General features: G+C 59.6%; 14 protein-coding genes. 4 read left to right on the forward strand and 10 right to left on the reverse strand.

Features of this window, described 5'->3' with window-relative positions; all coding sequences use genetic code 11:
- The 10 genes from VKS22_07675 to VKS22_07720 form a co-directional block, all read right to left on the reverse strand.
- Positions 1–1,128: a hypothetical protein gene (locus VKS22_07675; GenBank protein HLW70487.1), complete on the reverse strand. Its 1,128-nt coding sequence runs from the start codon at positions 1,126–1,128 to the stop codon at positions 1–3.
- 19 nt (positions 1,129–1,147) lie between these two features.
- The gene (locus VKS22_07680) at positions 1,148–2,245 is read right to left on the reverse strand and encodes a hypothetical protein (protein HLW70488.1); all 1,098 of its coding nucleotides are present in this window, start codon (positions 2,243–2,245) and stop codon (positions 1,148–1,150) included.
- Positions 2,246–2,630: 385 nt separating this feature from the next.
- On the reverse strand, positions 2,631–4,061 hold the full coding sequence (locus tag VKS22_07685; protein ID HLW70489.1) for a tannase/feruloyl esterase family alpha/beta hydrolase: 1,431 nt from the start codon (positions 4,059–4,061) through the stop codon (positions 2,631–2,633).
- Positions 4,062–4,334: 273 nt separating this feature from the next.
- The gene (locus VKS22_07690) at positions 4,335–5,933 is read right to left on the reverse strand and encodes a tannase/feruloyl esterase family alpha/beta hydrolase (GenBank protein HLW70490.1); all 1,599 of its coding nucleotides are present in this window, start codon (positions 5,931–5,933) and stop codon (positions 4,335–4,337) included.
- A gap of 138 nt (positions 5,934–6,071) precedes the next feature.
- Positions 6,072–7,679 carry a tannase/feruloyl esterase family alpha/beta hydrolase gene (locus VKS22_07695; protein HLW70491.1) on the reverse strand — a complete coding sequence of 536 codons (1,608 nt, stop codon included), beginning with the start codon at positions 7,677–7,679 and terminating at the stop codon, positions 6,072–6,074.
- 69 nt (positions 7,680–7,748) lie between these two features.
- A complete protein-coding gene (locus VKS22_07700; GenBank protein HLW70492.1) occupies positions 7,749–9,416 on the reverse strand; it encodes a tannase/feruloyl esterase family alpha/beta hydrolase in 1,668 nt (555 codons plus the stop codon).
- 111 nt (positions 9,417–9,527) lie between these two features.
- A complete protein-coding gene (locus tag VKS22_07705) occupies positions 9,528–10,712 on the reverse strand; it encodes a hypothetical protein (GenBank protein HLW70493.1) in 1,185 nt (394 codons plus the stop codon).
- Between the two features lie 55 nt (positions 10,713–10,767).
- Positions 10,768–14,430, reverse strand: a complete 3,663-nt coding sequence (locus VKS22_07710) for a glycosyltransferase family 39 protein (protein HLW70494.1) — start codon at positions 14,428–14,430, stop codon at positions 10,768–10,770.
- Between the two features lie 23 nt (positions 14,431–14,453).
- Complete coding sequence (locus tag VKS22_07715) at positions 14,454–15,782, reverse strand: hypothetical protein (protein HLW70495.1); 1,329 nt, start codon at positions 15,780–15,782, stop codon at positions 14,454–14,456.
- A 331-nt stretch (positions 15,783–16,113) separates the two neighbouring features.
- Positions 16,114–17,061, reverse strand: a complete 948-nt coding sequence (locus VKS22_07720) for a LysR family transcriptional regulator (GenBank protein ID HLW70496.1) — start codon at positions 17,059–17,061, stop codon at positions 16,114–16,116.
- Between the two features lie 122 nt (positions 17,062–17,183).
- Here VKS22_07720 and VKS22_07725 point away from each other — a divergent pair, with 122 nt between their 5' ends.
- From VKS22_07725 to VKS22_07740, 4 genes are read left to right on the forward strand one after another with little or no spacing between them, the layout of a single operon-like run.
- The gene (locus VKS22_07725) at positions 17,184–17,594 is read left to right on the forward strand and encodes a cupin domain-containing protein (GenBank protein ID HLW70497.1); all 411 of its coding nucleotides are present in this window, start codon (positions 17,184–17,186) and stop codon (positions 17,592–17,594) included.
- Between the two features lie 19 nt (positions 17,595–17,613).
- On the forward strand, positions 17,614–17,994 hold the full coding sequence (locus VKS22_07730; GenBank protein HLW70498.1) for a DUF2255 family protein: 381 nt from the start codon (positions 17,614–17,616) through the stop codon (positions 17,992–17,994).
- A gap of 22 nt (positions 17,995–18,016) precedes the next feature.
- Complete coding sequence (locus VKS22_07735; GenBank protein HLW70499.1) at positions 18,017–18,220, forward strand: aldo/keto reductase; 204 nt, start codon at positions 18,017–18,019, stop codon at positions 18,218–18,220.
- Positions 18,221–18,248: 28 nt separating this feature from the next.
- Complete coding sequence (locus tag VKS22_07740; GenBank protein HLW70500.1) at positions 18,249–19,001, forward strand: aldo/keto reductase; 753 nt, start codon at positions 18,249–18,251, stop codon at positions 18,999–19,001.
- The last annotated feature ends 174 nt before the right edge of the window (positions 19,002–19,175 follow it).

Here is a 19,175-nt window from a genome sequence, read left to right on the forward strand (position 1 = left end):
CTATTGCAGCGCGCTGCGCGCCGCGGCGATCGCGCTCTGCAACGACGCGTCAGTCAGATCACTCGTGTATAGCTCAAGATATTCCGCGCCCACGCCGGTCGCGGAATTCAACGCCGCCGGCAGTCGCGCGCCTAGCGCCGCTACGGTCTGATAGCCAGTCGTGATTTGATTTGCGTAACTCACTTCCGTCGCCCACGGTGCGCCGTAGCTCAAAAGCCCATCGTTCTGCAATGCGAACTGGACGCCATAATCCGCTACGGCCGCAGCGATCACGTCGGTCGAGACCTGCGAATCCTGCCCGTACGAACCCACGAAGATGTTGCCGTAATCGTCGATCGGCGGGAATCCACCCACATTAAGCACCGCGATCAACGCCTTATCGGGAAATGCGACTTGATACACTGCGGCAATCTGCTCCCACGCCGATTCGACTACCAACCGGGTATAGCCAATCGCCTGCCAGTCAGTCACATCGTCATAACTGACGCAACTGGTCTTGCCGTTCGAAATCCTGGCGTTGACACTGTACGGAAGTCGCGTCTCTTCGTCGTCCGAGTTCACTCCGAGCAACTTCACTCCAACCACGGTCGGATTCGAGTCATAGCGCGCGCCCATAGCCTTCACGAAAGCGCTCCACTTCGCCAGATAGACGGCATCCCATGGCGCCGGAATCGTCGCAACACTACAAAACGTCGGGCCCCAGCCGCTATCCGCCCAGATGAAGTTGAACCTCTGCGCGCCTTCGGTGTAGATCCACGCCGGCGTTTCCCAGCCCGGGATTACGTCCAGAGTCACCGTCTTGCCTGCGCTGGCCGCCTGACTTGTCAGGCTGTCGAGTGCATTCCACACATAGACTCCGTCGCTCGTCTCGGTTGCGCTCCATGCTACGTGAAGCGCGATCCCATCGACATTACTATTCGTGAGAATTGCGGAATTTATGAATTGCTGTTCACCTTGGCCTTTCACATACTTGCCATAAATCGCGTTGGCGGCAAAAATCCCACTGACCGGCCATCTCGCGGTCCGCCGCCGTTGCGTCGAACCGACCGCCCCGCCGCTACTCATACCGCTCAAGACAAGCATAGCAACCACTCCAAGCGTCGCCGACGCCTTTGTCCTGATTCTCATTAGAGTAACCCTTCGATTCCTATTGCAACTGGCCGCGCGCTGTCGCGATCGCGCTCTGGAGAGAGGAACTGGTCAGATCACTCGAATATAACTCGAGGTAGTCGGTCTTTGCCCCGGTCGCTATAGTTAACGCGGACGGCAGCTTCGATCCCATGGCCGACGCAGTTTGATAGCCGGTAATGATCTGCCCAGCGTAGCTATTCTCAGTTGACCAGCCCGAACCCCAACTAATCAATCCGTCGAATTGAAGCCCAAACCGTTGGCCATAGTCCGTCACCCCCATCGCGATAATGTCGAGCGTGGCTTGCTGGTCTTGGCCGACTGCCGGCTGCAGACCAACGAAGATCGTTCCGTTATCGTCAATCGGCGGAAAACCGCCGACGTCCATCGTTGCAACCAAAGCCTTGCTCGGAAACGACACCGCGTAGTTCGCCGCGATCTGCCGCCACGCCGACTCTACTTGCAGCCTTGTATAGCCAATCGCTTGCCAGTCGGTAACATCATCGTAACCTGTACATTTGGTTTTGCCGCTCGATATACTCTCGTTGACCCCATACGGTAACATCGTCTCTTCGTCTTTCGAATTCACTCCTGAGATTTTGACGCCAACTACTGTCGGGTTCGAGTTATAACGCGCTCCCATCGCCTGAATGAATGCATTCCATTTCGCTAAGAACACCGGGTCCCACGGCAAGGGTATAGTCACAATGCTGCAAAGCTTTGGCCCCCATGGCTCGTCCCAGACAAAGTTGAAACCTTGGGCGCCCTCGCTAAACAGCCAGCTCGGCGTCTGATAACCTGGTACTACGTTTAAGGTGACCGTCTTGCTCACCGCCGCCACTTGCGCGATTACGCTATCCAGTTCGGCCCACGAATAGACTCCGTTTACGCTTTCGATAAAGCTCCAGCCGACTTTGACGGCAATTCCATCGACGTTGCTGTTATTGAGAACCTGAGTGTTGGCGAAGAGCTGCGTGCCCGCTTTCTTCGACCATTGTGTATATGTCGAGCCATAGCCGTAGATGCCCTTGAGCGGCCAGCTTTGCGCCGTCACTATCGATCCACTCGAGGCTACCACCGCTACCACCGCGGATAGTCGTATCGCATAGCGCTTCATACTCGGGATCCTCCCTTTTGTCAGATTGAAATGTCGGCGCGTGGCTTTTCGAGCCGACCGGATGCTTACCTCGCCGCAAGAGCGAAATGCGGCCGAGATGGGAGGAGCTGTTATCGGCGGGACTACCGCGCGATCTATTCAGTCTCGTCGTCGCTATTTCGGTGCAGTTAGTATTTCAAATCGAGATCGCAGACCGGCGCTAATACCTACACTCGACCCCGCGAAAGATCGCCGATCACAACGTTGAGCCGATAGTCTGACGAGGTCTTTGAGGTCCCCCACCCCCCGCATTCACCCTTACAGCGCTCTAGTACGAAGCACTCAAAGGGCGGTTACAACATCTTTACTTGTGCGCTCGTAATGCGGAGCTTACTGCTACGCTGTTTTAGGGACACGACCATGAACTGGAGTCGTTGAGGGGACCGATATTGTTGTACTGCGCCAGGGTCGGATAGACGCACAGCGGCATTGTCCGATCCACGGGCTTCGTCGGATCGTCATTGATGTGGTGGCTGGCAATAATGCTGTTGGGTAAGGTTCCGCCTTCAACCCATTGCGTAACCGGCGTCAGCGGATCGAAATTATTCGGTCCGGGTCCGAGACCTTGGCAATGATGCATTCCCGGCACCATGAACAACCTTACGTCGGCGGTAGTACTACTGCCCAGTACTGCCTGCACGCTGTTGTAGTATTGTACGCTGATGTACGGAGAGAGGGCGGGATCGCTCCAGCCGTGATACATCAGAAGCTTGTGACCCAGCTTGGTGAAGGACTTGAGATTCGCCTTCATGCCGTCACCGTCCCAACGCTTATTCGCATTGGTTACCTGGTTGATTAGCTTTTGACTGGTGAAATCGAATGTTCGGGTATCGTAATTCGGATTATTGAAGACGAAATTACGCAAAACCTGCTCTTGAAAACCCCACTGCCCAGGTGAATTCAGCGGCGGTGTCTCCCCAGTCCAAGGCTCCGCCGCGCTCGGGCCGAATAGCGGATCCAGGCAAATCGGCTGTGTCACCGGGCAGCCGGTTAGCCAATTACCCCAGGCCGAATCTGCGGGCGAACTCTCGATCACGTCGCTGACGCTGTAACCGACGTAGAGCGGCTTGCCATGGGTATCGACCGCGCCCGCAAAGATCGCCTTGAATGACGCGACCTGCCCGGAACTAAGACAGCCGCTGGTCTGCCCAGGAGCGCATTGCAGGGTCGCCGGATCGAAATTGCATACGCTGGGATCCTGGATCAGACCATCGACCACCCCGTCCTTATCGTCGCACTCGCTCAGTACCGCCTCGTCGAGTAACTTGGTCGCACCCGAATCGATGAAATTGCCCGCGGTCTGCAAAATCTGCTGAGCGCTCGCATTGAAGTTGATGAACGGATCCCCGATCGCCGGATCGCCCGCAATAATTCCGTCAAAGTCCTTCGGATATTTCTGCGCCTCGACCAAACCCTGACGCCCGCCGGTCGAGCAACCATTGAAGTACGAGTGAAAGCTCGCCCCGCTATAATAATCGCCGACGATCGCTTCCGACGCCACGGTCGCGTCATGCACGGCCCGATATTCGAAATCCTTAACCCCCTGCACGTTGTTCAGCGCCCAGCTCGCGTCGTTTGAAAGGGCCGTGTGCCCGGTATCAGTCGCGGCAGTGGCATAGCCACCGGTCTGAAGATCGCTCACGTCGAGCGCGATACTGCCGCCAAAGCCGGCGTTGCCCGTGAACAAAAAACGCGAATTCCAGCTACTCGCCTGCGGCAGCCCGATCTCGAAGTTCACAACGTTGCCCTTGGCCTTGTCGGTGGTGATCGACGCCATGACGTCACAGTACGACGGCGTGCCGGTAGTCGTAGCGGAACTTATCGTCGTATTTTTGGGTGCGATCGCCTGAATCGAGGCGGAATCACAGTTAACTGCGAATACCTGCGACCGATTCAGCAAAATACTGATGATTAACGCTAAAACAACAGTAAAACGACGTGCATGAGGGTTTATTTTCATATTGAACCTCACCTCACCGCCCATAGTACGAACTTGGTGCAAAGTTGTTACACGATACTGTCCAAGAGAGCGTACAACAAACCACCCGGCTCAACTGCTCGACGGGCATGACCATGACGTCGCGGCGTTCAGCCCACCCACCCCGTTGTAGACCGCCTGCTCCGGATAGGCGCACAGAGGCATCGTGCGATCGACCGGCATGGTGAAATCGTCCATCTTATGATGACTCGCGATGATGCCGTCCGGGACGGTTCCCTGCTCAACCCAGGTTTCCATAGCCCCCAGAGCGTCGAAGTCGTTGGGTCCGGGCCCGGATGATTGGCAATGATGCATGTCCGGCACCATGAATAGCCGCAACGTGTTAGTCGTCGCGCTGCCTGCTCCAAGAACACCCTCCACGCTGTTGAAGTAATTCACGCTCACTAACGGTGAGAAAGCCGGGTCACTCCAGCCATGGTACATAAGCAGCTTGTGGCCCAGACTCGCGAACTTGGCGATATTCGGATTCTGCCCTTCTCCGCCCTGCTGCGCCGTCGTGTTGCTGATCTTCGTCAGTTCATGCTGCTGCTTGTAGCTGATGGTTCGAGTGTCATAGCTCGCACTGTTGAAGATGAAGTCCTTGAAAAATCCATCCTGCGACGACCATTCGACCGGAGGCTTCTTGAACGAGCTATAGGGCTCCGCCGCCGTGAAATTCGGCACCATGCACGTCTGCGTGTTGCAGCCGATTATGTAAGTTTCCCAACCCGCATCAAGCGGTGCGCTCGACTCCGGATCGCTGACCGTCAGGCCGGGATAAAGCAAGTTCCCCTTCGTGTCCACTGGCCCCTGGTAGATCTTGTTGAGTGCCGCCACCTGCCCGGCGCCCAAACATCCTTTGGTCTGGCCCGACGCACACTGGATGCTCGCCGGATTGAATGCACACTTGGTCGGATCCTGGATTAAGCCATCAACCACTCCATCGACCCCGTCGCATTGCGAGAGCACCGCGCTATTGAGCGTATCGATGGCTTTAGTGTCGAAAAAGGCCGTTGAGCCCGCAAGAATCGCCTGTTGGGTCCAGTTAAATCCCAGATACGGCTGTCCGATCGAAGGGTCGCCCGCCACGATCCCATCGAAATCATTCGGATAATTCTCTGCCTCAACCAAACCCTGCCGTCCCGCCGTTGAGCACCCCTGGAAGTAAGAAAAATAAGGCACGTTTCCATAATAGTTGCTCAGAATCTGCTCCGATGCCGACGCTGACTCATGCACCGATCGATACTCGAAATCCTGAATCGCTGGAATGTTGTTCAGCGCCCAGGCCGACTCCGTCGGGGCGGTCGAGGTATGCCCGGTGTCAGTCGCCGCTTCCGCGTAGCCCATCGGAATATTCTTCGAGACGTCGCCGATGGTGCCGCCAAACTCGCCATTGCCGCTGAACAGCAGGCGTGCGTTCCAAAAGCCTGCGTCGGGCAGGTCCAGATCGTAGTGAATGATGTCATTCAAGGAGGCGTTCGTCACGATATGCGCCGTAATCGCGCAGTACGGCACCGTTCCCGTCGTGATCTCGGTCGCGGTATCGATCGTAGTGGTGGTCGGCGCGATCGCCTGGATTGACGCCGGGCTGCAATCAACCGCCTGCGCTGATACTGCTCGAAGCGCGAGGCCCACTGTAAGCAGCAAACCGATAGCAAAGTTACGACGCATGAGTTTCCTCCACTCGGATGACATCTCACCAAAAAGATCTGCTTATTTTCACGTCTAAGCTTAAATTTTCTTGCTTTGACCTATCTTAACATTCGTCTGCTCGATACGAAACGATCTTCCTATCCGCGTTTACCGACTCTACGACGCGCTCGATGCCCCGCTCGTGCCGCAGGACCACGACGCCGCCGTGTCCACCGGACCGACTCCGTTATATACCGCCATCTCCGGATAGGCGCACAGCGGCATCGTCCGATCCACCGGCTGGGTCGAGTCGTCGTTCATGTGATGGCTGGCGATGATCCCATCCGGTGCGATCCCCTGCTCAACCCAGTTCGTAATCGCCGTGATCACGTCAAAGCTGTTCGGCCCGGGTCCTAGCCCCTGGCAATGATGCATCCCCGGAACCATGAACAATCTGGCGCTGTTGGTCGTGCTGCTCCCGAGGATCGCACTCACTCCGTTGTAATAATTAACACTGACGTAAGGAGAAAAGGCCGGATCGCTCCACCCATGATACATGATCAGTTTGTGACCCACGTGGGCGAAGGAGGTCAAATTCGCGTTCATCCCTTCGCCGCCCAGACTCGCCGTCAGAGCGCCAATCTGATTGAGCAACGTCTGGTTCGTAAATTTTAGCGTGCGCGTATCGTAATTAGGGTTGTTGAAGATGAAATCTTTGAAAAATTCGTCTTGCGCGCCCCACTGAGACGGCGTGCGCGCCAAGCTCGCCCAGGGCTCCGCCGCCGTAAAATTGGGTTCCTGGCACACGCCGCTGGCCCGGCATCCGACCATATATGTGGCCCAGCCGGCGTCCAGCGATGCGCTCTGCGCCGGATCGCTGACGCTCAGCCCCGGGTAGAGCGAGACCCCGTTGGTATCGACTGCGCCCTGATAGATCTTGTTCAACGCCACGATTTGCCCCGCACTCAGACAGCCCGTGGCCTGTCCCGGCGCGCACAGCAGGGTCTCAGGATTGAAATTGCACGCAACCGGATTTTGGATGAGGCCATCCACCACCCCGTCAACCCCATCGCATTGCGCCAGCACTGCCGAGTTGATCAACCCGATCGCGTTACCATCGATGAAGCTGCTGGAACCCGCCAAAATTGCCTGCGCGTTCCAGTTGAACCCGAGATAGGCCTGGCCGATCCCGGCGTCTCCCACAACGACGCCATCGAAATCGTTGGGATACTTCTGCGCCTCGACCAGTCCCTGCCGCCCGCCGTCGGAACAGGCTGAGAAATAGGAATGATAGACCGGCGCGCCATAATAGCCGCTCAGAATCTGCTCGCTGGCCGCCACGGTCTCGTGGAGGGCCTTATACTCGTAGTCCAGCACGGCCGGCACATTGTTGAGTGCCCAGCTGGCGTCGTCGTTGGCCGCAGTGTGTCCCGTATCGGTAGCGGCTACGGCGCTGCCCGCCTGCAAAGCGCCGGGCGACAGTACAATCGACCCGCCGAAGCCGCCATTGCCAAAAAAGAACAGCCGCGAATTCCAGGAACTCGCGTCCGGCAGATCGACCTCATAGTGAATCACGTCGCCGAGCGCCGCGTCGGTCGTGATCGAGGCGTCGATCTTGCAATACGGGATCGTTCCCGTCGTCGTCTCGAGCGCCGAGGTAACCGTTGAGCTGCCTGGCGCGATCGCTTGAATCGACCCGGCGTCGCAGCTCAGCGCATAAAGCTGCGTCACCCTCAGGGTAATGCTGGCCCCTAGCAACAGGATGGCCGTTACGTAACAGCGCATAGTAGCTCCTCCCTCCCGACCCTCCCCCGGGAGCAGCTAGACTTCAGCTTTCAGATCGAGATTTTTGGCTTAATTCCTCGAGGCCCCGACCGACTGACACGACCATGAAGAGGAGTCGTTCACCGGATCAACCCCATCGTAGACTGCGCGCTCCGGATAGGCGCACAGCGGCATCGTCCGATCCACCGGTTGCGCCGGATCATCGGCGGTGTTGTGGCTGGCGATTATGCCATCGGGGGCGACGTCCTGCTCGACCCATGTGGTAACCGGCGTCAGCTCGTCAAAAGTATTCGGCCCGGGACCCTTGCCCTGGCAATGATGCATCCCCGGCGCCATGAACAGCCGGACGCTGTCGCGACCCGTCGGCCCGAGAATCGCCTGCACACTGTTGTAATAATTTACGCTCACGAGCGGGGAGAACGAGGGATCGCTCCAGCCATGGTACATGAGCAGCTTGTGGCCCTTGTGCACGAACGGCTTGAGGTTCGCCTTCATCGCATCGGCGCCCCACTTGCTCGTTTCCTTTGAGACCTTATTGATGCTCGCCTGATCGGAAAAGCTGAAGGCCCGCGAATTGTAGCTCGCATCTGAATAGACAAAATACTTCATGAAGGAATCTTGCCGGTCCCACCACACCGGCGGCGGAACGAAAGTCGGCGCCGGCCACGGCTCAGCCGCGGTAAAATCCGGCAGCGCGCAGTTGTTGGAATGCGGACAGGCCGCGAGATACTGCTGCCACGCGATGTCGAGCGAGGCGCTTGAAGCCGGATCGCTCTCTGTAAAGCCCGGATAGACCTGCTTGCCCTTGGTGTCGACCACGCCCTGCCAGATGGCATTGACGGTGTTGATCTGCCCCTGCGTCAGACAGCCGGCGGTTTGCCCAGGGGCGCATAGCAACGTCGACGGATTGAAATTGCACGCCGTGGGATCCTGAATCAGCCCGTCAACCACGCCGTCAAGTCCGTCACATTCGCTCAGCACCGCGGCGCTTAACAGGTTTATTTGATCGACGTTCAGATAGGCGTCGCTCGAGACCAAAGTCGCCTGCGAGTTCCAGTTGTAGGCCAGATAAAATTGCCCCGCCGCCGGCGCCCCAGCCACAATTCCTTGATAGTCGTCCGGAAACTTCTGCGCCTCCACCAGCGCCTGACGGCCGCCGGTCGAGCAACTGTCAAAGTAAGTGAAGTAGCTATTGCGCTTGGTGTCGTAGTAGGCGGTGGTCATCGCCTCCGCGAGCTGCGTCGATTCATGCAGCGCGAGATATTGAAAATCCTTGATCGCCGGCGGGTTGTTCAATGCCCAGGTCGCGACCGTACCATCGGCGCCCTCATGGCCGGTATCCGTTGCCGCCACCGCATAGCCCTCTTGCAGATGGATCGTATCCGGCGTCGCGCGGCCGGCAAATCCGCCATTGCCGGTGAACAGGAAGCGGGAGTTCCAGAACAGAAGATCAGGCAGGTCGATCGCGACGAAGATTTTGTCATTCAATTTCGAGTCGGTCACGATGATTGCCGTGATTTGACAGTAAGGTAAGCTGCCGAGCGAACTCGGGCTGGCCGCAAAGATCTCCACGGCCTTGCCCAGTAACCGGCCCTGCTTGGTCGCCACCGTCTGCAGCGACGTCGGATCGCAGGTCAGGCTGCTGCCCGCAAACGCCGGCCGCCCACCGAGCAGCATCAAAGCGCTTAGAAGGAACCCAATGTTCAGGAAAAACCAGATAAAGCGAAATTTATTCACCGTAGCGCGATGCCGTCTCTCTGATTCGTCGGTTTTGACGAGAATCCGTGCTGAAACGATAGAAAGTTAAGCGTAACATCGACTCTGGCGAAAGACCAGACAAAATGATCGCTAGTTCAGCCTATCTCCGCCCGCGATAACCCACGGCGAGGCGTTGCTCAAAACTGGGTTGCGCGAAGTCAAGCGGCGATGAGCGTCGGCGATTACTCCTTGCATCGCCGGATTCTCCAAATCCGGCGGATAGAGCTCGACGTAGCTCGCGCCCGCTCCGATCGCCCGTTCGAGCGCCGCCCGCTGCACGGCAACCGCGTCGCACGGCGAGGAACCCCCGTTCATCCGGCACTGCGGATCGCCCGTGACGAACCAAAGCATCTGGTATCCGACCGTCGCCCGATTACCGTATTGCGCGAGCAGATCCCAGTTCCACCGCGCCGAGATGCCGTCATTCTGGATCACAAACCGCGCACCAAACTCTCGCATCCCGAGCGCAATTAGCTGCGGCACCGCGACCTCGTCGAAGCGGCCGCTGGTCAGCCGCCCCTGATCATCGATTGGCGGCAGGCCATCAGGAATAACCTCCTGCACCAGCCCCTTGTTTGGGAAGGCTTGGGCATAAGTCTCGGCATAAGCCTGCCAGGTCTGCAGCACCCGCGTTCGCGTGTAACCGACCTGCTGCCAGTTGGCGTTGCGATCGCTGTAAGGGCATCCGCCCCAGGGCCCGCTATGCGGCAAAATCAACTCGGGCGTATTGGCCTGCACGCCTTGAATCTTGATCGAGACGATTGCCGGATTGCTGTAGTAGCGCGCCCCGAAGGCCCGCACGAAAGTCTCCCACTTGTTCATCAGGATCGGATCCCACGGTACCGGAATCTGGATATTGCGGCAGGGTCCCTGCCCGCGCAGACGCCAGGAAAAGCTGTAGAGCCGGACGCCCTGATTGATCACCCACGGCGGCGTGAAGCGCCCGGGCGAGATTGTAATCGAGATCTTTTTCCCATGCGCCATATCACGCGCGATCTCCTGATCGATAAAGCCCCAATTGTACACCCCCTCTGAGCGCTCGAGCGCGAACCACGGGTAGCGCAGCGCGAGCCCATCGACGTTGGGATTGTTCATAATATCGTCGGGGAACGGATGGCCCGGGTCCTGCACCGCGTAAACCCCGGACACTTCCGCGGCGGCGCCATCGCCAACCTGCGCCAGCATCAATGCCAACAACGGCAACACCGCCAGCAGGATCCGCCAACTCCAGCACGTTTTGCGTTCAACCGTGAAAATCATCTGTCGGTTACTCATCTCGCTGACTCTTTCGGAAATTCGCAGTCGTCTTTACGGTCTGACGCGCGCGACGTTAGTCGCGTGACGCTGCCGCCGGGCCGACGCCGCTATCCGCCCGCACCCCGGCGCCGATTCCATTGATCAGTACGACGCTCTGCAAATCGGATTCATAAACTACGCGTCCGTAAGTCAGCAGGTAGTTGGTGATATCGGGCGTCTCGGCGTCGATTCGGATGTTGCGCTCAACGATCCACAGCCGCTTGTATTTGGCGCGCGCGCGTTCCAACTCGTGCAAATCCAGAATCAGCGGGACCCCGATCGAGCGGTCGATAAAGCCGGCCGCGGGCTGCCCGCCGTCGTAGTAATAACGGTACGACAGCATCGTGTTCATGGTGTAATCCGGGATAATCCCGGTGTCGAAGGCGAAGACGTGCGGCGCTGGCGTCATTACGCCGTCGCCGGCTTCAAGGTGTTTGGCGATATAGCTATCTTCCGCCTGATAATTCGGGCTGAAGCTAATCCCCAGCCGGCTGTCGAATGGCGGCGCGTCCGGTATCGCCGCCAGACGATAGAGCTTCACCAGATAGGGATTGGAGAAGACAATCAGGACGGCGATACCGCCGGCCAGGGCGAAGCCGCGCACAAAGCGGACTTTGCGGCTCGTGAAATCTATCTGACGGATTTCGTCGTAGAATTGGAACAGGCTTCCAACGGCCGCGAGCACCAATACAGTCGTCCAATTGTATGCATATTTAGGATGATATAAGCCCAACAAACAAGTATAGAAAACTTCAAAGCTCAACAAAAGAACCGTCAGATACAGGATCGCCTTGTTGCGCCGCAGAAAGACGAAACCTAGGATCGCGAGGATCGAAAGCAGCCACTGATTGTCGATAAAAAAGAACGACTTGATATAGAACCATGGATCGAAAACCAGGCGATTGAGAAAAACCAGGCTGGGGCTGGCCAAATCGTTCAAGTCTTTGCCGACCCCGAGGTAATCGGGAATGACCACTATCAGCTTCCAGCTCAGCTCGATCAGCACCACCGCGCTGACGACTGTCAGGCAGGCCCACAGATGACCGTCGGCGAGCCAGTCCCACTCACCCCATTTGCAGGCGAGCAGCGCAACCACCAGCGCCGGCAGAAAAAAGCCGCTGCCCTCCCATGAGAGGTAGGTGAGAATAAACGCGGCCGTCGCGTAGGTCATGTAACGGCGATTGATTCTGGGGCCGCGGATCGCCTCGTAAAAGAGCCAAATCGCCAGCAGCGCAAAAAAGCTCTCCTGCGCCGGATAGAACAGATCCTGCGAATGCAGGATCGGCGCGGGCAGGAAGGCATAGATCGCCGCCGCGGTGAGCCCGACCCGCCAGTCCATCATGCGGCGGCCTGCCCAACCGATTAGCCCGACCGTAAGCGTGCCGAAAATCAGCGCGGGCATCCGCAACGCCACCGCCGAGTTCCCGAAGAACAGCTTGAAGAGCGCGATCGGATACGGCAGCAATTCATAAGTCGCCGCGTACCTGACGAAACTGCCGGTCGTGATGTAAGGAAAGCCTATCTTCAAAACGCCTTCCACCATCCGAATGACCGAAACCTCGTCGTGACTCAACGACGGCTCGGCTAACCCCGATGCGCGCACGATCAGACCGGCGATCATCAGCACGACCAGCGCGGGCGCTTGCCAACCCCATCGCGCAACGCGGCGCGGCCAGTTGTCGCGCGACGCGAGCTCCGGCGCTGAACGGCCAAGCAGCAGCAGCTTGCTCAGAAGCAGGAGCCCCGCCAGCGCGAAAATCACAACCGGGCGGAAGCACCACTCGTAGGGCAAGCGCACGTCGTAACTGCTGAGCCAAACGCCCGCGATAAGGATCAGCATCGGCAGATGAGTCAGCGCGTCGGCGCTCCACAGCTCCTCGACGCGATCGTCTTGCGATCCGTTCTCATTCGACGCGAATAGCGGCGCCGCGAGGCCCCACAACAAAAACACCACTGCGAGCGTGAGCGTGACCGCAACCGTCCAGCGCCACAGCAGGCGCGCGTCGTCGCCCGGCAGCAGATGGGAAAACGCAACCACCTGCGGGATCAATCCGGCGGGGGCGCTCCCGCTTTGGCCCAGCACGACCGCGTGCTGCCATACCGAACTGTCCTTTGATGCGATTGCCGCCGATGCAGAACCCAGGGTCAACCAGTCTGCGTGCGAGCCGAAATACTGCTTTTCACTCCCAAGGTCGACCAGACCATCAACCAGGATCGCCGGCGAGCCGGTGCTGGAGTGCACGCGAATCGTTATCCGGTTGACGCCCGCGTGAAACAGATTGCTTAGGTTATAGGCGATCATCGCGGGCGACGCGGGGAGCACGCCGATGGTCGAAAACAGCGGATAGGGCTGGGGCGCGAGCGGCGCGTTAGGGGCGGCGATCCCCGCGAGTTCGGGTGGCGCGACCGCCTCATCTTCCGCTTGCGTATCTCCGGTTACAGAGACCGGGCGCGAGGAGATGGCAACCGCGGGCGTCGGCGTCCCCACCGGGCCGTTTTCGGCGGCGCCCTTAGTTCCTAAGCCGTGCGCCGGCCTCGCCGTTCGCGGCGGCGGCGCTGGAGTGGGCGTCGGCGCCGGGCTCGCAAAACTGAAACCCGTCACGATCGAGTTCGCGGCGCCTGCCGTGATCAGATGTGGAGGGAGCGGCGCGATCGGAACGCTGTTCGGCACTTGCGGATTCGGCTGCAAAATCGACGCTGCCGGCGCCGACGGCGGCGCTTCCTGGGGCGGCTTCGACGGCGGAATCTGCGGCACCACGACGTTCAAATCTTGGGTACTGACGCCTGCGGTCCATGGTCCGATCATACGCGGCATCGTGGCGCTTTCACGGGTCAACTGGCCGTTCATCGGTATCGGCGCCCGCGGCCCGAAGACTGCCGCCCAATCATTATCGGCGACCATCGCGCCCAACCGATTATTGACAAACAGGTCGTAGCCGCCAGTGGCCGCGACCTGAATCCAGACCTGCCTGACTGCCCACTTGAGCGTCAAGTCGTAGACAAACGAGGTGCGCCCCGCGGCGAACGACGGCGCCTGAATCCATTCACCGTCCGGCGGATGAGCGAACAGCGCCGGGTCGGCCGTCAGCCGCTGAACCGTCGAAAAGGCTTCGCCACCAGCGGCAGTAGCGGCATCCGCCCACAGCCGATCCTCCAGCTCCGGCGCCGTCCAACCATAGCCGCCGATTACACCGTCGGGGGTTTCGGAGGCCTTCCACGACGAGTCCGAGATAAACTCTTCACGCACGCCGCCTTTGACTTTGTACATCCCGCGAACGCGGATTTGCGGCGGCGTCGCGAAGGTCCCACCAGCGACGTGAATCGCGATGACGTTTTTCCCCGGAACCAGCAGGGTCTTGAGATCGTAAATTCCGCTGACTCGCGCGCCGGGGTAGATGACCTGGCCGAGATCGACGTTGTTCACGTAAAGCGTGAAGTTGCCGGTCGCGGCGACCATGAGTGAACCCAGTTCCGGCGGCCCCGGCAGGTAGAGGGTCTTGCGAAAATAGGCTGCTTCACCCGGCTGCTTGAGCTGAATCCACGACGCCGCGCCAAACTCCGGCGCATATTGCCGGAGCGGCGGATCGACGAAGGTCTGGCCGACGAAAATCGCGAGCATCACCGCGTAAGCGGCCACCACCGCGGCGGCAAGCCCTCCACGCCGGCTCGACAGATAGTTGCGAAAACGCCTGATCACGCCTGCTGCTTCACGCCTTCCACCTACGGCCCCACTAACGAAGCGAGCCCGCGAAAATCGCCAAGGTAATCGATTTTGTAGGCTTCAAAGTAGGCGAGATGGGCGTCGTCATATTCGCTCAGGCGGATTAGCGCGTCGCCGAGGTTGCTGTAAAGATCCGCTACGACGCGCGGGTCCGAGCAATCCGCCAGCGCGTCCCGGCTCATCGATGCGGCTTCCTGATAGCGGCCCACCACGAAGTAGGCGCGCGAGAGGTAGTACTTGGCCAGCCACATGCTGCGATCACGCGCCAGGATAGTTTCCCAGACATCGACCGCGCTGCCGAAGGCGCCGTCGCTGAACAGATTGACGCCGTACGCGGCCTTGAGGTCGCTCGCTCTTATTGCCGCAGCCTCATCTCCCGAGGCCGCCAGCACTTCATAGATTGCGATCGCCTTCGGCAACTGTCCGATCGCGCCGGGCGCCGAACTCTGCGCGACATACTCTTCCGCCCGGAAGACCTGCGCATCAGGCGTCGAGTCGTGGCCCATGCTCACTTCGAGACCGCCGATTCGTTGGCGCAAACGTAAATCCGTCCCCAGCCAGCGATCGAGCCGCCCCGCCCGCGTATAAAGTCGCTGCGCAGCTCCGGAACGGCCCTGCGCCTCGGCCAACGCACCGCGAATCAAAGCCTGTTGGCCGCGGACGGGGCCCCACAGGAAGACCACGAACAAGGCGAGTCCAGCTAGCGCCGTGAGACCTATCGCGCGCCGGCGAGTCCTCCGCGCAAGCCGCTTGACCGCCGTAGCAAAGATCGCGAAGCCGAACGCTAAAGCCACGTTCCAGCCGAAGCCCATGAAGTACCAGCCGGTCACCATGCGGTCCCACACCGTATCGAAACGGAAGAGTTCCCACAGACTCGGCTCGCTCGCCACATTGCGCGGCATATAGGCAAAATCGAAAGTATAGGCGTCCTGCAGCCACGCGGCCTCGCGCACCAGCTGCGCGAGCAGGGAAGTGCGTCCCACCGCGACCTCGAGGTAGACGCCAAGCGTCAGGATCAGCAGCCCGGCGCCCGCCGCGGTCACAATGCCGGGATGGCGCAACACGCACGCGACCGCGGCAACTACCAACATCAGCGCCATGATCAGATTGAAGCCGTCGATCCGCCCCAGCAGATGCGGCATCGAGCCGTTGAGCGCCGGCGCGAGCAATCTTATCGGCCCTCGCGCGATCGGCAGGTAGATGCGCTGCGTGAACAACAGGAGCGGGATACAAAGCAGGATCGCGAAACCGCCAATCCACGGCATCACGCGCGCCTGATCCGGCATCCGGTCGTAGATTCTCGCGAGAAGATCTTTCGATGATGGCACAGCGACTCAGACGATTTCAGCTCTGCGCAACGGCACGGCCTCGTGACGACACATCAGGACGCGATTTAGAAATTACGTGAGGAGGCGATGAGCTGAGACCATTGGAATCAACCCCATCAGAAGTCATCTACCTCACCACCTGCGCCCTTCCCCACTCCGCGGGCACGACGAGTCCGACGGATTATATCGGAGCAGCGTTCACTTGAGAAAGGAGTTTTCTCGCCCCGCCCACGTCGCGCCGCTTATGCCACCTATCGGCTCAGCTGAAATTTACTTTCCTTGGCGCGCCCGGAGGGATTCGAGCCCCCACCCTCGAATTTGGACATTTCGATTAGCGTCCCCGCTGAGATTCCGCTGCAGTTCTCGTTTTCGATGGGGTCGGCCCGCTCACCCCGTAGCGGAGTGCCTGGACTACCAAGGCAAAGGCCGGGGTGGTTTGGCGGCGGCTCGGGTAGTAAAGATGGTAGCCCGAAAACGGAGGGCACCAATCCTCGAGCACTCGCTTTAGACGACCCTTGGCGAGGTAGGGTTCCGCCACGTCCTCGGGCACGTAGGCCAGACCGGATCCGGCCAGCGCCGCGTTAAGCATCTGGAGCGTCCCGCTAAAGACGAGCTGGCCTTCGACGCGCACTTTCAGTTGGCGCCGGCCTCTCTCGAACTCCCATGCATAGAGGCCGCCGAGGGTCGGTAGGCGTAAATTGATGCAGTTATGAGCGATCAGGTCCTGTGGCCTTTTGGGCAGCGGCCGCCGCGCGAAGTAGGAAGGCGCACCGACCACCGCCATGCGCCGGTCCGGGCCGATACGCACCGCGATCATGTCTTTGGCCACCTGCTCGCCACTGCGCACGCCGGCGTCATAGCGCTCGGTGACGATATCGATCAGGTTCTGTTCGACGATGATCTCGACCTTTATATCCGGATAGTCCGGCAGGAGTTTGGCAAGCCTGGGCCAGAGGATCGTATTAGTAGCATGCTCGGTGGCGGTGATCCGAATTGTCCCGGCGGGCTTTTCCCGCAGTTCACTCAACCCCACGAGTTCGGTCTCGATTTCATCGAAGCGCGGGCCCACCGTCTGAAGCAGGCGCTCGCCCGCCTCCGTCGGGGAGACGCTGCGTGTGGTGCGAGTCAGCAGTCGAAGACCCAGGCGTTTCTCAAATCCCCGGATGGTATGGCTCAGCGCCGATTGTGACACCCCGAGCTTTGCGGCGGCTTTGGTAAAGCTCCGCTCTCGCGCGACCGCGAGGAAGGCAAAGAGGTTGTTAAAGTCTTCGCGCGGCATTCATGAATCCGTCTCATAAGGTCATGCCAATTCTACCATCTAGTCGCGGACTATCACGCGCTCTAGATTGATAATCGAAGGCGCCCGGCGAGCCGCCAAATCAATCGCACAAGGGAGCAACGATGGAAATCAAGCGCAGCAGTTCACGGCCTTCCCGCAAGGGACCGACCGAAAATTTCACCGGCTCGGTGCGGATCGATCCCCTCTTCGAGCCACCCGATCCGGCGCGTGTTTTTGGCGCCATGGTCACGTTCGAACCCGGGGCGCGCACGGCATGGCATACCCACCCGCTCGGGCAGACGCTGATCGTTACCACCGGCTGCGGCTGGACGCAGTGTTGGGGCGAGGCCAAAGAGGAAATCCGTCCCGGCGACGTGATCTGGTGTCCGCCCGGCAAGAAGCATTGGCACGGCGCGACGGCAACCACCGCTATGTCGCATATCGCGATCGTGGAAAAGCTCAACGGCAAGGCCGTCGACTGGATGGAGAAAGTCAGCGACGATCAGTACCAGGCCGCATTAAGCGGCGAATGAAATCAGAAAGGAAAGCCCGATGACCACGTGGACGCGCGAGGATCTCGACCAGCTAGGAGCAGCGGAGGAACTGGCGCTCGCGCCGCTCCGGCGCGACGGCACACAGAGCAAGCCGGTGACGATCTGGGTGGTCCGTGTCGGCGACGAACTTTGCGTCCGGTCCGTGAACGGGCGCACCTCCCGCTGGTTTCGCGGCACCCAGGCACGGCACAACGGGAATATCAGCGCCGGTGAAGTCGAGAAAGAAGTAATCTTCATCGACGCTGATCCCGGGCTCAACGACGCGATCGACGCTGCCTACCGCGCCAAGTACCGCCGCTACCAAGCAAGAATCGTCGACTCCATAGTTAGTCCTGCGGCGCGATCCGCGACGATTCGGCTGCTGCCGCGCTGCCGCTAATTCCGCGTCGAAGGAGACCACCGTGCAGAAGCGTAAACTCGGCAAGAGCAATCTGGAAGTCTCAGCTATCGGCCTAGGCTGCATGGGCATGAGCGGCAACTATGGTCCACCCGCCAACCGGCAGGAAATGGTCGCCCTTATTCGGGCTGCTGTCGACCGCGGCGTCACGTTTTTCGATACGGCCGAGACCTACGGTCCCTTCGCCAACGAAGAGTCTCGTCGGTGAGGCCCTCGCCCCTGTCCGTGATCGCGTCGTGATCGCCACCAAGTTCGGCTTCGACTTCGATCCGGAAACGCGGCAGCGTCTAGGCTTTAACAGCCGCCCGGAGCACATCAAGCAGGTTGCCGAGGCCTCGCTCAAGCGCCTCAAGACCGATGTTATCGATCTGTTCTACCAGCATCGCGTTGACCCGTCCGTGCCGATCGAAGATGTGGCGGGTGCGGTGAAGGATCTGATCGCAGCAGGCAAGGTCAAACATTTCGGCCTTTCCGAGGCAGGTGCGCAGACGATTCGAAGGGCGCACGCGGTCCAGCCGGTTACCGCCGTCGAGAGCGAGTACTCGCTTTGGACGCGCGATCCGGAAGCGAACGTGCTGCCGACTTGCGAAGAGTTGGGGATCGGCTTCGTGCCCTGGAGCCCTCTCGGGCAGGGTTTCCTCACGGCGAAGGTCGACGCCGCCATGACCTTCGAGGCTTCCGACATTCGGTCCTGGTTCCCGCGCTTTACTCCCGACGCCCGGAGAGCCAATCAGCCGATCGTCGATCTGCTTAGCCAAATCGCGGCCCGAAAGAATGCGACACCTGCGCAGATCGCCCTCGCCTGGCTGCTGGCGCAGAAGCCGTGGATTGTTCCAATCCCGGGAACCACGAAGCTGACGCGCCTAGAGGAGAACATCGGAGCAGCGGCAATCAAACTCACTCCCGACGACCTCCGTGACATCGCTACAGCGAGCTCAAAGATCAGCGTGCAGGGGGCCAGGGGAACGGGAAAGGAGCAATACGTTTGAGGCTCAAAGGAGAAGAGAGAATGGAGAAACGCAAAGGTAGTGTCGGTCAAGTGGTGGAAAAGCAGTAAGCATCGGCCAGGCGACGAGTTGAGCGGTTGAAGTATCAACTTGCTATTACGCTGCCTCCGGTTGTTCGCTGATTGTGGTCAGGTCGTGCCAGCCGACGAGGCGGCG

The organism is Candidatus Binataceae bacterium (assembly GCA_035308025.1).
Taxonomy (GTDB): Bacteria; Desulfobacterota; Binatia; order Binatales; family Binataceae; genus JAJPHI01.

Excerpts from the sequence above, each read along its gene's own strand:
- VKS22_07675 (HLW70487.1), bottom strand. The coding sequence starts at position 1,128 with ATGAGAATCAGGACAAAGGCGTCGGCGACGCTTGGAGTGGTTGCTATG.
- VKS22_07680 (HLW70488.1), bottom strand. The coding sequence starts at position 2,245 with ATGAAGCGCTATGCGATACGACTATCCGCGGTGGTAGCGGTGGTAGCC.
- VKS22_07685 (HLW70489.1), bottom strand. The coding sequence starts at position 4,061 with ATGGCGTCGATCACCACCGACAAGGCCAAGGGCAACGTTGTGAACTTC.
- VKS22_07690 (HLW70490.1), bottom strand. The coding sequence starts at position 5,933 with ATGCGTCGTAACTTTGCTATCGGTTTGCTGCTTACAGTGGGCCTCGCG.
- VKS22_07695 (HLW70491.1), bottom strand. The coding sequence starts at position 7,679 with ATGCGCTGTTACGTAACGGCCATCCTGTTGCTAGGGGCCAGCATTACC.
- VKS22_07705 (HLW70493.1), bottom strand. The coding sequence starts at position 10,712 with ATGAGTAACCGACAGATGATTTTCACGGTTGAACGCAAAACGTGCTGG.
- VKS22_07720 (HLW70496.1), bottom strand. The coding sequence starts at position 17,061 with ATGCCGCGCGAAGACTTTAACAACCTCTTTGCCTTCCTCGCGGTCGCG.
- VKS22_07725 (HLW70497.1), top strand. The coding sequence starts at position 17,184 with ATGGAAATCAAGCGCAGCAGTTCACGGCCTTCCCGCAAGGGACCGACC.
- VKS22_07730 (HLW70498.1), top strand. The coding sequence starts at position 17,614 with ATGACCACGTGGACGCGCGAGGATCTCGACCAGCTAGGAGCAGCGGAG.